We start from the raw sequence: 12,835 nt of genomic DNA, 5'->3' as shown, positions 1-12,835 counted from the left end.
CCTGGCGGCGGCGCATCGCCTTCGCCTTCCTGTTCCCGCAACGCTGAGACCACACCATGGCAACGCTTGTCCTTGGCGCGGCCGGCGCCGCCATCGGCGGTTCGATCGGTGGCGCGATCCTTGGCGTCAGCGCCGCGACCATCGGCGGCTTCGTCGGCTCGACCATTGGGTCGGTCGTTGACAGCTGGATCGTGTCCTCGCTCGCGCCGACGCAGCGCATCGAGGGCCCGCGGCTCGACAGCCTTCGGATCACGTCCTCGACCGAGGGCGCCGTCGTCCCGCGCGTCTACGGGCGGATGCGGATGGGCGGGAACGTGATCTGGGCGACCGACTTCCGCGAGGAGACCAAGACCACCACGCAGGGTGGCGGCAAGGGCGGCGGAGGCGGCAAGGTCAAGACGACCGAGTATCTGTACTACGCCAGCTTCGCCGTCGCCTTGTGCGAGGGCCCGATCACCGGCATCGGCCGCATCTGGGCCGACGGCAAGCCGATGGACCTCTCCGGCGTCACCTGGCGCTGGTATCCCGGCGACGAGGCGCAGATCGCCGATCCGTTCATCGCCGCGAAAATGGGGGCGGCCAGCACGCCAGCCTATCGCGGCACGGCCTATGTGGTCTTCGAGGAACTGGCGCTCTCGACCTATGGCAACCGTCTGCCGCAGCTGTCCTTCGAGGTGTTCCGGCCGCTCGCCGATCCCGACACCGCCGAGGGGCTGACCCGCGCCGTCACCATGATCCCGGCCTCGGGCGAGTTCACCTACGCGACGCAGGCCATCCGCAAGACCGATGGCGGCACGACGGTGCCCGAGAACCTGAACGCGCTGCCGGATGCAACGGACATGGTGGAGTCACTGGACCGGCTTCAGGCCATGGCCCCGGCGGTCGAGAGCGTCAGTCTCGTCGTGGCGTGGTTCGGCGACGATCTGCGCGCGGGCGCCTGCAAGGTGCGGCCGGGCGTCGAGGTGTCGGCCAAGTCGACCACGCCCGCCAGCTGGTCGGTCAATGGCGTCAGCCGCGCCAGCGCCTTCCTCGTCAGCCGCGACGATCAGGATCGGCCCGTCTATGGCGGCACGCCGTCCGACTTCGCCGTCGTGCAAGCGGTTCAGGAGATGAAGGCGCGCGGGCTACGCGTCACCTTCTATCCGTTCATCCTGATGGATGTGCCGCCCGGCAACACGCTGCCGAACCCGTATTCCGACAACGCCGCGGACGCAGGCCAGCCCGTATTCCCGTGGCGGGGGCGGATCACCTGTTCTCCGGCTGCGGGCTTCGCAGGGACCGTGGACAAGACCGCCACGGCCGCAAGCCAGGTCACCGCGCTGTTCGGCGCGGCCACGCCCGCCAGCTTCAGCGTCTCGGGTCAGGCGGTTTCGTGGACCGGATCACCGAGTGACTGGGGCCTACGCCGAATGGTGTTGCACTACGCACATCTTTGCGCGGCCGCAGGAGGGGTCGACGCCTTTCTGATCGGCACCGAAATGCCGGGGCTGACGACCATCCGCTCGGGCGCAACCACCTATCCGGCGGTGCAGGCCTATCGGGATCTGCTCGCCGATGCGCGCTCGATCCTCGGGTCCGGCACCAGGATCGGCTATGCTGCCGATTGGTCGGAGTATTTCGGACACCAGCCGGGCGATGGCAGCGGCGACGTGTTCTTCCACCTCGATCCGCTCTGGGCCGATCCGGAGATCGATTTCATCGGGATCGACAACTACATGCCGCTGTCGGACTGGCGCGACGGCTTCGAACATGCGGACGCGGTAGAGGGCTGGCCCGCGATCTACGACCGGGCCTACCTGCAGGGGAACATCGCGGGCGGCGAAGGCTTCGACTGGTTCTATGCCAGCGCCTCCGACCGAAGCGCGCAAGACAGGACTCCGATCACCGACGGTGCTGCGGCCAAGCCGTGGGTCTTCCGCTACAAGGATCTTCGCGCCTGGTGGTCGAACGCGCACTACAACCGCCCGGGCGGGGTTGAGAGCGGAACGCCGACGGCATGGGCGCCGCAGTCTAAGCCCGTCTGGTTCACCGAGCTTGGCTGTCCCGCCATCGACCGGGGCACCAACCAGCCGAACGTCTTCTTCGATCCGAAATCGTCCGAGAGCTTCACGCCGCATTTCTCGCGGGGCTGGCGCGACGATGCCATCCAGCGCGCCTATCTCGAGGCGACCTATCTCTTCTGGGGTGAGGCCGCGAACAACCCACTGTCCTCGGTCTACGGCGGCCGGATGGTCGACGTGCCAGAATGCGCGGCATGGACCTGGGACGCGCGGCCGTATCCGTTCTTCCCTGAACTGACGGACGTCTGGACCGATGGCCCCAACTGGCGGCTCGGCCATTGGCTGACCGGCCGCCTCGGGTCGGTGTCGCTGGCGGCGCTCGTGCGGCACCTCTGTCTGCGTGCGGGACTGCCCGAGTCCCGCGTCGATGTCACCGGCCTCTGGGGTGCGGTCGAGGGCTATGCCATCACGGCGCTGGAAAGCCCGCGCGCCTCGATCACCACGCTGTCGCGGCATTTCGGGTTCGACGCGGTGGAGACCGAGGGCGCGATCCGGTTCGTCATGCGCGGCAGGGCGTCGGTCGCCACGCTCGGGCCCGACGATCTCGTGGCCGCCCGCGAGGGCGACCCGCTGGAACTGACGCGCGGCCAGGAAACGGAGCTGCCGCAGGCCCTGAAATGGCAGGTCGCCCGGGCGGACGAGGACTACGACGCGGCCCTCGTCGAGGCCCGGCGCATCACCGTCGACACGACGCGGATCGCCTCCGAGTCCTTCCCGATGGCGGTGCCGCCCGAGGAAGCCGAGCGACGCTGCCGCCGCGCGTTGATGGAGGCGTGGGTGGCCCGGGAGACGGCGGCATTCCGTCTGCCGCCCTCGCGCCTCGCGCTCGATCCGGCCGATGCGATCCGGCTGGAGCATGACGGGCGGTTGGTCGACCTGCGGCTCGTCTCCATCGCCGACGCCGAGGCGCGCGGCATCGAGGCGGTCCGTCAGGACCGGGCGACCTACGATCTGCCACCTGGCGATCCCCGCGCGGCATCGCTGACGCGGGCCGTGGTGTTCGGCGCGCCGGAAGCAGTGCTGATGGATCTGCCGCAGCTGACCGAGGACCAGCCCGCGCATCGACCGTTTGTGGCGGCGCACGCTGCACCGTGGCCGGGTGAGATGGCGGTGTTCCGCAGTCCCGCGACCGATGGCTTCGAGATGCTCACCAGCTTCGGCACGCGGGCCCGGCTCGGCACGCTGGTCTCGGACTTCTACGCGGGCCCCACCTCGCGCTTCGACCTCGGCAACGCGCTGGTGGTCGATCTGCTGACCGGCACGCTGGAAAGCGTCACCGACCTGACGCTCTTCGGCGGCGCCAACGCGCTGGCCATCGAGACCGCGTCGGGGGTGTGGGAGATCGTGCAGGCGGGCGCGGCCGAGCTGCTGGCACCCGGCCGGTATCGGCTGACCCGCTTGCTGCGGGGTCAGCGCGGGACCGAGGGTGCAATGGGCAATCCGGCGCCTGCGGGCGCGCGGGTCGTGGTGCTCGACGACAGCCTCGCACCGCTGCCGATCGCCGAGGCCGATCTCGGCATCCCGTGGAACTGGCGCATCGGCCCGGCGAGCCGCCCGGTCAGCGACGAGACCTATGTGGGGCAGACCTTCACGCCTGAGGGCGTGGGGCTGCGGCCGTTCTCGGTCGCGCATGTCGAGCAGCCATGGCGGCGGTCGCGCACGCCCGGCGATCTGACCATCCGCTGGACGCGCCGGTCCCGAGCGCTTTCCGCCGACACCTGGGGCGGGCTGGAAGTGCCGCTGGCCGAGGAACTGGAAGCCTACGAGGTGGAGATCCTCGACGGCGCCACTGTGAAGCGGGTGCTGAGTACCGCCACCACTAGCGCGGTCTACACCGCCGCACAGCAGACCGCAGACTGGGGCGAGCTACTCGCCCCCGGCGACACGCTAGACATCCGCATCCATCAGCTCTCCGCCCTTGTCGGGCGGGGTGCGCCCAAGGCTGTAACGCTGAACTTCTGAGGTAGCGCAATGAGTTCTGGAAGAGCACGCATCCTGCGGCGTAAGCTTGGGTCATGCGCCCTGAAGACGAAGACCGAATAGCAGCCCAGCTTGCCAGAGTGATGGCCGTGGCCTGCGTGCGAAACACGCAGTTGGAGGCCCTGCATGCGGGCCGGACGCCCATCTCGCGCACCGGTGACGGCAGCGACGTCATCGTCCAAGATGCAGAAGGCAACCGCATTCCCTGGTCCGAGGTCTCTCGGATCGATGACGACGAGATGCGCGCGCTCATGCGCGAGATTGTCGATCGGCTCTACACCTTCCATCTGCGGATCGATGACCCGGCCTTCCGTGCCGAAATTGATCGCTGGGCCTCGATGGCCGCGAAGTGGGACGCGGCGAAACCCGACCCAGTTCTGTCCGCGATTCCGGGGAAGACGCCCGAGCACGGGTAGCTCGTCAGCACCACTGCTGCGCCACTGTTCGCCGCCTGCCATGCAGGCGGCGTTCTTCGTTCTGGAGACCGTCCATGTCCGATGCCACGACCCATCTGCTGCTGCCCTACATCCTGGCGGCGCAGGCCCAGAAGCATATCACCCACAACGAGGCGCTGAGGATCCTCGACGGGCTCGTGCAGCTCTCCGTCCTCGACCGGGACCTGACCGCGCCACCCGGAAGCCCCGCCGACGGCGACCGATACATCGTCGCCTCCGGCTCAACGGGCGACTGGGCAGGCTGGGACCTGAACGTCGCGCTCTGGACCGATGGCGCCTGGCTCCGACTGCCGCCGCGCAACGGCTGGCGGGCGTGGGTCGAGGACGAGGGCCTGCTGCTGGTCTACGACGGTTCAGGCTGGGTCGGGACCACGCCAGCCGCGCTGCAGAACCTCGCGCTGCTCGGGCTGGGCACCACGGCAGATGCATCGAACCCGTTCTCGGCCAAGCTGAACGCCGCGCTCTGGACGGCGAAGACCGTCGCCGAGGGTGGGACCGGCGATCTGTTCTACACCATGAACAAGGAGGCGGCAGGCGACGACCTCGGCCTGACGCTGCAGACCGGCTTTGTCACCAAGGCGCTGGTGGGGCTCTTCGGCTCCGACCGCTTCCGCCTCGCGGTCTCCGCCGACGGCAGCACCTTCTTCGACGGGCTCAGCGTGGACAACACTACCGGCATCGTCGATCAGCCCCGGCAGCCGCGCTTCAAGGCGTACACGAACTACGACAACTATGTCGGCGTCGGCACCTGGACCAAGATCGGCCTCAACAACACCGACACCAACGATCAGGGGGCCTTCGACGCCGCGAACAACCATTTCGTGGCCCCGGTCGACGGTACTTACCTCTTCGGCGCGACGCTGCTCTACAAGATCAACGCAAGCGCCACGGCCCGTATGCGTGGGCGGCTGGTGCTGAACGGCACGACGGAAATCCGCGGCTCCCTCGGCGAAATCTCAGCGACCCATGTCTCGCTCGCCACCGCGATCTGGCTGCAGACCATGGTGCCCCTCACCGCAGGCGATACCGTTGAGCTTCAGGGGTATTTCCGGGTCGCGGACGGGTATTTCGCGGCCGATCACACGTCCTTCTGGGGTGCGAAGATGGGCTGAGGGAGCTCCGCGGGCGGGCGCCTTGGCTGCTCCCCTGACCTCGCGAATGCGCGCGCCGCTAAACGCGCAAACGCTCCTTCGCACATGCGCGTGTCCATTTTCTCGTCTCGGGAGCAAGGAGCTAGGCCGGGCGGGCCACTTGCGCATCAGTCCGCCATGGTCAGATCCTCACTGACGGTCCGCAGGTGGTCCGTCATCCGCGCCGCGGCAAGGTCCGGCTGGTGGTCGGCGATGGCGTCGACGATGCCGTCATGCTGGTCGCTGTGTAGGGTCTGGAAGGCGCGGGCGCCGACGCGGCAATACGTCCGTTCCCACTCGCGCTGCCAGGCAGAGCGGCGGCGGATACCGGAAAGATAGCCCAGAAAACCGGCCAGGATCGGGTTGCCCGAGATCTGCCCCAGCGCGCGGTGGAAGGCATCGTCGGCCTGTTCGCAGGCGGCACGATCAGGGGCGCGGCGGCCGGCAAGAACCCGCATGCGCAACAGGCTGACATCCGCCGCGTCGGCGCGTCGCGCGGCCTCGGCCGCCACCATCGGCTCGATCAGCATCCGCGCATCCATCACGTCGATGGGTGTCGCGCCCTCGATCAGCAGCGTGTCACGCAATGGCAGATGGCGTGGACGCGGGCCGCGGAAGGTGCCCTGACCGACATGGCGCCACACTGCGCCCTCGCGCTCGAGCGCGGCGAGGCAGGCGCGCAGGGTCTGGCGCGAGCAGCCCAGCCGGCGGGCGAGATCGCGCTCGGCCGGCAGCCGCCCTCCGGGCTCCAACGCCTCGAGCAGCGCGTCGAGCGCGGAGCGGATGTCGTGGGGGCGGGTTCGGGGCATTGCACCTCTCTTTGCGAACCAATTTGCAGACCAATCGAGCTTCGGGCAAGAGCCTTGCCAAACTCGGACAGGAGCACGAAAGCATGGATGACTGGCTTCTTCTCGCCCTTGCGGGCGCCGCCGCCGGGGTGCTCAACGCGGTCGCGGGCGGGGGTACATTCCTGACCTTGCCGGCGCTGATACATGTCGGCGTGCCGCCCGTGGCGGCCAACGCCACGGCGACGCTGACGGCGCTGCCGGGCTATCTGGGCAGCGCCTGGGGCTTTCGGCACGACATGCGGGCCGAGGGCGCGCTCGCACTGCGGGCGATGGTTGCCATCGGGGCGCTCGGCAGCGTCATCGGCGCGCTGCTGCTGGTCGTCACGCCTGGCGCCACCTTCCTGTGGATCGTGCCCTGGCTGATGCTGTTGGCGACGATCCTCTTCGCCGCGGGGCCGTTCCTGGTGGCGTGGATGCGCCGGCGCGGGGCCGTGGCGCCGGGGTCGGCGGTGTCGGCGGCGGCGCTCTTGGCGGTGTCGATCTATGGCGGCTATTTCAACGGCGGGCTGGGGATCCTGCTGCTGGCCGCCTTCGGTCTGCTGGGGCATGTCGATCTGCACGGGATGAACGGGCTGAAGAACCTGCTTTCGGCGGTGCTTTCCCTGGTTTCGGTGGCCGCCTTCGTCTGGGCGGGGCTGATCGTCTGGGAACAGGCGCTGGTGATGGCCATCGCCGCCACGCTTGGCGGCTATGCCGGCGCGCGCCTCAGCCGGAGGGTGCGCCGCACCGGGTTCTTGCGCGGTGCCATCACGCTGATCGGGGCGGGCATGACGCTGACCTTCTTTCTGCGCTGAAGGCAGCCGGGCTCAGCCCTCGGTGGGTTCGGGGCCGAGCGCCGCCTCGAGCCGCTCCAGCTCGCGGGCGTGGAAGTCCGCCTCGCTCTCGCCCGGCGCCGGGCCGCGGCCAAGCGCGCGGGCGAGATCGAAGAAGCCCTTGCCCGGCAACCCGCCCCCGGCGCGGCAGATGGCGCGAGCGGCGATGAAGGGGCGGCCGGCGGCGGCATCCTCACGCATCGTCGTCTCGAGCGCGGCCGTCACCCGGCGCACCGAGCCCGGCCACCACAGGCCGAGCGCGCGGGCAAGCGCGCCGTAGCTGGGCAGCGCCGCCCCGGGGGCGAGGCCCCGAAGATGGGCGCGCAGCCGGCCGGCCAGCGCCGTCTCGCGGCCGGTCGCGGCGGCGGCGGGGCGGGGCGGCGGGATCTCCCGAGCGGCGCCGGTCTCGTCGATCTCGGCGGCCCAGGCGCGGCTGGCGCTGCGGATCACGAGGCGGGTGCGGCCGGCGTCCTCTCCCTCGCCGGTCTCGGTCACGCCGACCACGGCCCCGCTTTGCAGCCCCGCGCGCAGCGCCTCGGCCGTCAGCCCCAGACGCGGCGCCAGCCAGTCGGGATCGACGGTGAACCGGCCGCCCTCGCGCCCGATCACGCCTTCCGGCAGCGGGCGGTGGAGAAGCGGCGAAGCGCCCTTGCCCCCGGCATAGAAGGGCGCCTCGCCCGCGGCATGGTCGGTCACATCGACGATGCGGCGGATCTCGGGCAGCGCCGCGCGCAGCATCCGCTCCACCCCCTCGCGCAGCGTGGCGGCGGAGGCCGCGCAGCCCTGGCAGCCGCCGGACATGCGCAGGAACACCGCGCCGTTCTCGACCCGCTCGACATCGATGCGCCCGCCATGGCTCGCCACCGCCGGGTTGACCTGCCGCGCGAGCAGCTCCTCGACGGCGCGCAGGAGCGCCGCGTCGGGATCGTCCGCCGCCGCCTCGGCCGCGCCGAGCGGGGCGTCGGTCTCGTCGAGCACGCGGCGGATCGCGGCGGCGATGGCGGGCTTGAGCGCGGCCCAGTCGGCGTCCGGTGCCTTGCGCACCCAGACCGTGGCCCCGCGCACCTCGACCCGCTTCACGCCGTCGAGCGCGAACAGCGCCCGCGCCAGCGGCGCCTCTTCCGGCCCCTCCCAGCGGGCGGCGCGGCCGGGCTGGATTTCGGCGTCGAGGGTGAAGCCCGTCACCGCGGGATCGGCCGCCGAGGCCTGGGCGCGGATGCGGCGCCGGGGCGGCGCGTCAGACATCTTCCACCTCCGCCCCCGTCAGCGCGCGCAGCGCGGCATGGGTGTAGATGCCGCTCGAATGGCCGTCGCTGAAGGCAAGCCCGAGCGCGTAGTTGCCCACGCTCCAGACCCGCGTCAGCGCCAGGTCGAGCGGCACCGCGGCGGGATCGAGCAGCCGCTTGCCCGAAACCTCGTCGCGGCATTGCGCGCACTGGCAGGCCAGACGCAGGTCGCGGTCGGGGAGGCGCTGCTGGCTGCCGTCGCCCCAGCGCAGGATCAGTGCCCCGGCCTCGTGATCGAGCGCCACAAGCCGGTCGGGGGGGGCAGAGGCGGCGGGGGCGGCGGGGGCTGGGCGCGTCGCCTCATCGCCCAGCGTCCAGGCGAAGGGGGTGGCGATGCCGCCCTGCGCGCCCTCCGTGCCGGCCAGCGCCGCGGCGATGCCTGCATAGGCGACCGCCGCCGGGCTGTCGGGGAAGGCGGCGGCGACGGGCCGCCCCTCGTCGCCGCAATCGACCACGCCGGGATCGAGCGGCACCTTGCCCAGGAAGGGCACGCCCAGCTCGCGCGCGACCGCCTCGCCGCCGCCCTTGTGGAAGATATGCGTCACCGTGCCGCAACTGGGGCAGGTGAAGCCCGACATGTTCTCGATCACTCCGAGCACGGGCACCCGAACCTGTTCGAGCATCCGCAGGCCGCGCCGCGCGATCTTCAGGCTCACGTCCTGCGGCGTCGTCACCACCACCGCGCCCGAGAGCGGAAAGGTCTGGGCCAGCGTCAGCTGGATGTCGCCGGTGCCCGGCGGCAGGTCCAGAAGCAGGATGTCGAGCGGCCCCCAGTCCACCTGCCGGACGAACATCTGCAGGTATTTCGACACCATCGGCCCGCGCAGGATGGCGGGGCTGTCGTCGTCGCTGAGCATGGCCATGGAAATGACCTTGACCCCCTGCGCCTCGGCCGGGGTCACCTTGCCGCCCGGCGAGACCGCGGGCCGCGTCGTCGCCGCGCCCAGCATCCGCGGGATCGAGGGGCCGTAGATGTCGGCATCGACGACGCCGACCGCGAGGCCCGTCCGCGCCAGGGCGACCGCGACATTGGCGGTGACGGTGGACTTGCCGACCCCGCCCTTGCCGCTGCTGATCGCGATCATGCGCGGGGCGGCGGGGCTTTCGGGGGTGCGGGGCGGTGCGGTCATGGCATGGGCCTTTTCCGGGTTGCGGGAGCAATCGCCGCGAAATCCGGCGCGCCGGGAAGCATGTCGGCGAGGCTGTGGCTGTCCATCACCGCCATGAAGGCGTCGAGCGCCTCGTTGACGATGCCGGGAAGGCGGCAAATGCCCGTGATGGCGCAGGCGCTGGCCGGGCCGAAACACTCGACCATCTCGAAATCGGGTTCGGTCAGGCGGATCACCTCGCCGAGCGCGATCTCTTCCGGCGCGCGCCCGAGGGTGAACCCGCCGGCCCGCCCGCGGCGCGAGCGCAGGATGCCGGCGCCGGCCAGCACGCCCACGATCTTCATCAGATGACCGCGCGACATGCCGTAGAATTCCTGCGTCTCGTCGATCGTCACCAGCCGGTCGGGATGCGCCGCCGCATAAAGCAGCACCCGCAGCGCGTAGTCCGACATCATCGTCAGGCGCATGGCGCGGCTCCTGTCAGCGGCCGTTCGCGGCGGCCGGGCGCCGCGGCCTTCGGCAGGGCGGCAAGGTAGCGATCCACCGCCGCCGCCACCTCGCGCCCTTCGCGGATCGCCCAGACCACAAGCGACGGGCCGAGCCGGGCGTCGCCGGCCACGAAAACGCCATCGGCGGCGGTCATCTTCGTCTTTCGGTCGGCCGCGACGCGGTTCTGCGGCGACATCGACACCGCGCCATCGGTAAGCCGGCCCGCGTCCTCGACGGTGAAACCAAGCGCGTTGACGACAAGATCGGCAGCCACCTCGAACCCCGACCCCGGCACCGGTTCGGGCCGCTTGCGCCCGCTGGCGTCGGGCGTGCCGAGCCGTGTCCGGCAGGCGCGCACGGTCTGCACGGCGCCGCGCCGGTCAAGGGACTCGGCCCGTGCCGGGATGACCTCCACCGGCACATCCGAAAGCGCCTCGGGCTGGCTCTGCCAGGCGAATTCGGCGCCTTCCTCCTCGGCATGGCCGACTTCGCGGGCCGATCCGGGCATGTTGGCGCGGTCGCGGCGATAAAGGCAGGTCACCCCGGCGGCGCCCTGACGCACGGCGGTGCGCATGCAGTCCATGGCCGTGTCGCCGCCGCCTATGACCACCACCCACTTGCCAGCGGCGTCGATCTCGGGCGCCGGCGTCTCGCCGATCAGTGCGCGGCTCGACGAGACGAGATAGTCCAGGGCCGGGATCACACCGGAGAGGTCCTCGCCCGGCAGATCGAGCCGACGGGCGACCCAGGCGCCGTAGGCCAGCACGATCGCGTCGTGGCGGACGCGAAGATCGGCGAAGGAGAGATTGCGGCCCAGTTCCTGCCCGCCATGAAAGACAATCCCGGCATCGCTCAGAAGGCGGGCGCGGCGGGCAACCACGCTCTGTTCCATCTTGAATTCGGGGATGCCGTAGGACATCAGACCGCCCATGCGCGCGTGGCGGTCGTAAAGGTGCACTTCGTGCCCGGCGGCGCGCAATTCCTCTGCGGCGGCCATCCCGGCAGGCCCCGCCCCGACGATCCCGACGCTGCGCCCGGTCAGCCGCACGGGCAGGCGCGGCCTGACCCAGCCCTTTGCCCAGGCGGTCTCGGCGATGTGGCGTTCGATGGCGCCGATCGTCACCGTTCCGTGGCCGGCCTGCTCCAGCGTGCAGGCCCATTTCGCCTCGCACAGCCTGTCCTGGGGGCAGATTCGGCCACATATTTCCGGGAAGTTGTTGGTCGCCTGGGCGAGCTCGTAGGCCTCTTCCATCCGACCCTCGGCCGTCATCTTCAGCCAGTCGGGGATGTTGTTGTGGAGCGGGCAGTAAACTTGGCAATAGGGCGTGCCGCACTGCTCGCAGCGCGAGGCCTGAGCGGCCGCCTCATGGGGCTCGAAATCCGCCTGGATCTCGCGGTGATCCTGCACACGCTCTTCGGGGGCGCGCTTGGCGGGCATGGCGCGCGGGAGCGAGACGTATTTCTGCATTCGGTCGGGCATCGGCGCCTCCTGTTGTCAGAAAGTGCATATCCGATAAAAAACATATTGACAATATTTCTTTTAGGCGCGATGCCTCGGCGTGTTCCAGACAGGAGAAACGCCATGGAAAACCCCCCCGCCATCGTCGACCTGCGGCCGATGATCCCTCCCGAGCGCCACGCGACAGTCTTCGCCGCGATCGAGGCGCTGGCGCCCGGCGCGCGCTTCGTTCTGATCAATGATCACGCGCCGATCCCGCTCCTGAAGCGAATCGAGCAGACATGGCCCGGCGATTTCGACATCGTGTTTCTGCAGGACGGCCCGGATGCCTGGCAGGTGGCAATCACGCGCCGTGCCGTCGAGACGCCCTGACATCCGCGTGGCTGCTTGATCGCGCGATCGTCCACCGACCCTGCCGCTGTGAAGGCGGCGCGAGATTTCGCGCCGCCTCGCTGACTCGCAACCTTGCATCACCGATAGCCGATACCCATGACGTAATCGAAGAGCAGCGATTCCTCGCGCTCCCGATCTTCGAGAAGGAATTCGAGAACGTCAGGGGCTGCGACGATCCCGATCGGGCGACCGTCGCTCTCGATGAGGGGCAGGTTTTTGTGTCCAGTCGCCTTCATCCGCTCGAGAATGTCGGTCGGCTTGTCTGCTGTCGAGCAACTGACGACATCCCGTGTCATGGCCGCCTCGACGGGTTCGGCACAGCTTCCGCCCTTGCATCGACCGATCCGGCTTACGATATCGGTGCGGCTGAGTACGCCGATCATTCGGTTATCCTGGTCACAGACGACCAGAAGCCGCGTGGCGGGGTCGGCGAACAGTCTGGCCGCCTCGGTCAATCTGGCTTTGCCGTCGATCGTGACCAGATGGCGCCTGCCCGCGTTCAGAAGCGCTTCGGGGATCATCGCTACGCACCATCTGCCGCGGGGGTGCGGCGGTCTGGCGTCGCTTTCGTTCTGACGGGGAAGGACACGCGCTTGAGGATTTCTCCCGTCTCGTCCAGAATCAACCGCAAGGCACGGTCCTGAAAATGGAATGTCAGGCGCCATTTTCCGGCATCATCTTCCACGCCGACCTCGCAACGGCTCGTCAGCAAGCCGCCGCGCATTGCGGCTTTCACCTCGGGTTCGCTCAGCCCAAAGGCCTCGGCCAGTATGTCGGCGTTCACGGTGAAGCCCCGATCATCGCGCATTGTTGC

Annotated in this window: 12 protein-coding genes; 5 read left to right on the top strand and 7 right to left on the bottom strand. The window is 69.8% G+C overall.

From position 1 onward, the window contains the following. Nucleotides 1–56: 56 nt before the first annotated feature. The 3 genes from G481_RS0114965 to G481_RS0114955 all read left to right on the top strand — a co-directional run bounded on the left by G481_RS0114965 (nt 57) and on the right by G481_RS0114955 (nt 5,607). Nucleotides 57–4,022, top strand: coding sequence for a baseplate multidomain protein megatron (locus G481_RS0114965; protein WP_028030761.1), 3,966 nt, complete (start codon nt 57–59; stop codon nt 4,020–4,022). A 53-nt stretch (nt 4,023–4,075) separates the two neighbouring features. Further along, nucleotides 4,076–4,456 (top strand): hypothetical protein, encoded by a 381-nt coding sequence (locus G481_RS0114960; RefSeq protein WP_035026246.1) that lies wholly within the window; start codon nt 4,076–4,078, stop codon nt 4,454–4,456. A gap of 74 nt (nt 4,457–4,530) precedes the next feature. Further along, entirely contained in the window at nt 4,531–5,607 is a 1,077-nt protein-coding gene (locus tag G481_RS0114955) for a DUF2793 domain-containing protein (protein WP_028030759.1), read from the top strand. Between the two features lie 146 nt (nt 5,608–5,753). On the opposite strand, the gene G481_RS0114950 is transcribed toward G481_RS0114955, so the two are convergent. Then, a complete protein-coding gene (locus G481_RS0114950) occupies nt 5,754–6,434 on the bottom strand; it encodes a FadR/GntR family transcriptional regulator (protein ID WP_028030758.1) in 681 nt (226 codons plus the stop codon). Nucleotides 6,435–6,517: 83 nt separating this feature from the next. Here G481_RS0114950 and G481_RS0114945 point away from each other — a divergent pair, with 83 nt between their 5' ends. Further along, nucleotides 6,518–7,267, top strand: a complete 750-nt coding sequence (locus tag G481_RS0114945; RefSeq protein ID WP_028030757.1) for a sulfite exporter TauE/SafE family protein — start codon at nt 6,518–6,520, stop codon at nt 7,265–7,267. A gap of 12 nt (nt 7,268–7,279) precedes the next feature. Here the strand turns inward: G481_RS0114945 and G481_RS0114940 are convergent, their stop codons facing one another. From G481_RS0114940 to G481_RS23975, 4 genes are read right to left on the bottom strand one after another with little or no spacing between them, the layout of a single operon-like run. After that, nucleotides 7,280–8,530, bottom strand: coding sequence for an iron-sulfur cluster biogenesis protein NfuA (locus G481_RS0114940; protein ID WP_028030756.1), 1,251 nt, complete (start codon nt 8,528–8,530; stop codon nt 7,280–7,282). Continuing rightward, nucleotides 8,523–9,701 carry a P-loop NTPase gene (locus tag G481_RS26895; RefSeq protein ID WP_051294554.1) on the bottom strand — a complete coding sequence of 393 codons (1,179 nt, stop codon included), beginning with the start codon at nt 9,699–9,701 and terminating at the stop codon, nt 8,523–8,525. Before G481_RS26895 ends, G481_RS0114940 begins: the two co-directional genes overlap by 8 nt. Further along, the gene (locus tag G481_RS0114930) at nt 9,698–10,147 is read right to left on the bottom strand and encodes an RrF2 family transcriptional regulator (protein WP_028030754.1); all 450 of its coding nucleotides are present in this window, start codon (nt 10,145–10,147) and stop codon (nt 9,698–9,700) included. The genes G481_RS26895 and G481_RS0114930 overlap by 4 nt, the downstream gene beginning before the upstream one ends. Further along, entirely contained in the window at nt 10,138–11,649 is a 1,512-nt protein-coding gene (locus tag G481_RS23975; RefSeq protein ID WP_035026243.1) for a glutamate synthase subunit beta, read from the bottom strand. Before G481_RS23975 ends, G481_RS0114930 begins: the two co-directional genes overlap by 10 nt. Nucleotides 11,650–11,751: 102 nt before the next feature. Here G481_RS23975 and G481_RS0114920 point away from each other — a divergent pair, with 102 nt between their 5' ends. Next, on the top strand, nt 11,752–12,000 hold the full coding sequence (locus G481_RS0114920) for a DUF2249 domain-containing protein (RefSeq protein ID WP_028030753.1): 249 nt from the start codon (nt 11,752–11,754) through the stop codon (nt 11,998–12,000). A gap of 98 nt (nt 12,001–12,098) precedes the next feature. On the opposite strand, the gene G481_RS0114915 is transcribed toward G481_RS0114920, so the two are convergent. Then, a complete protein-coding gene (locus G481_RS0114915; protein ID WP_028030752.1) occupies nt 12,099–12,542 on the bottom strand; it encodes a CBS domain-containing protein in 444 nt (147 codons plus the stop codon). Between the two features lie 2 nt (nt 12,543–12,544). Continuing rightward, complete coding sequence (locus G481_RS0114910; protein WP_245594978.1) at nt 12,545–12,829, bottom strand: DUF6522 family protein; 285 nt, start codon at nt 12,827–12,829, stop codon at nt 12,545–12,547. Between the last annotated feature and the right edge of the window lie 6 nt (nt 12,830–12,835).

Source organism: Gemmobacter nectariphilus DSM 15620 (assembly GCF_000429765.1).
GTDB lineage: Bacteria > Pseudomonadota > Alphaproteobacteria > Rhodobacterales > Rhodobacteraceae > Wagnerdoeblera > Wagnerdoeblera nectariphila.
This window is presented reverse-complemented; position numbering and strand designations above follow the sequence as displayed.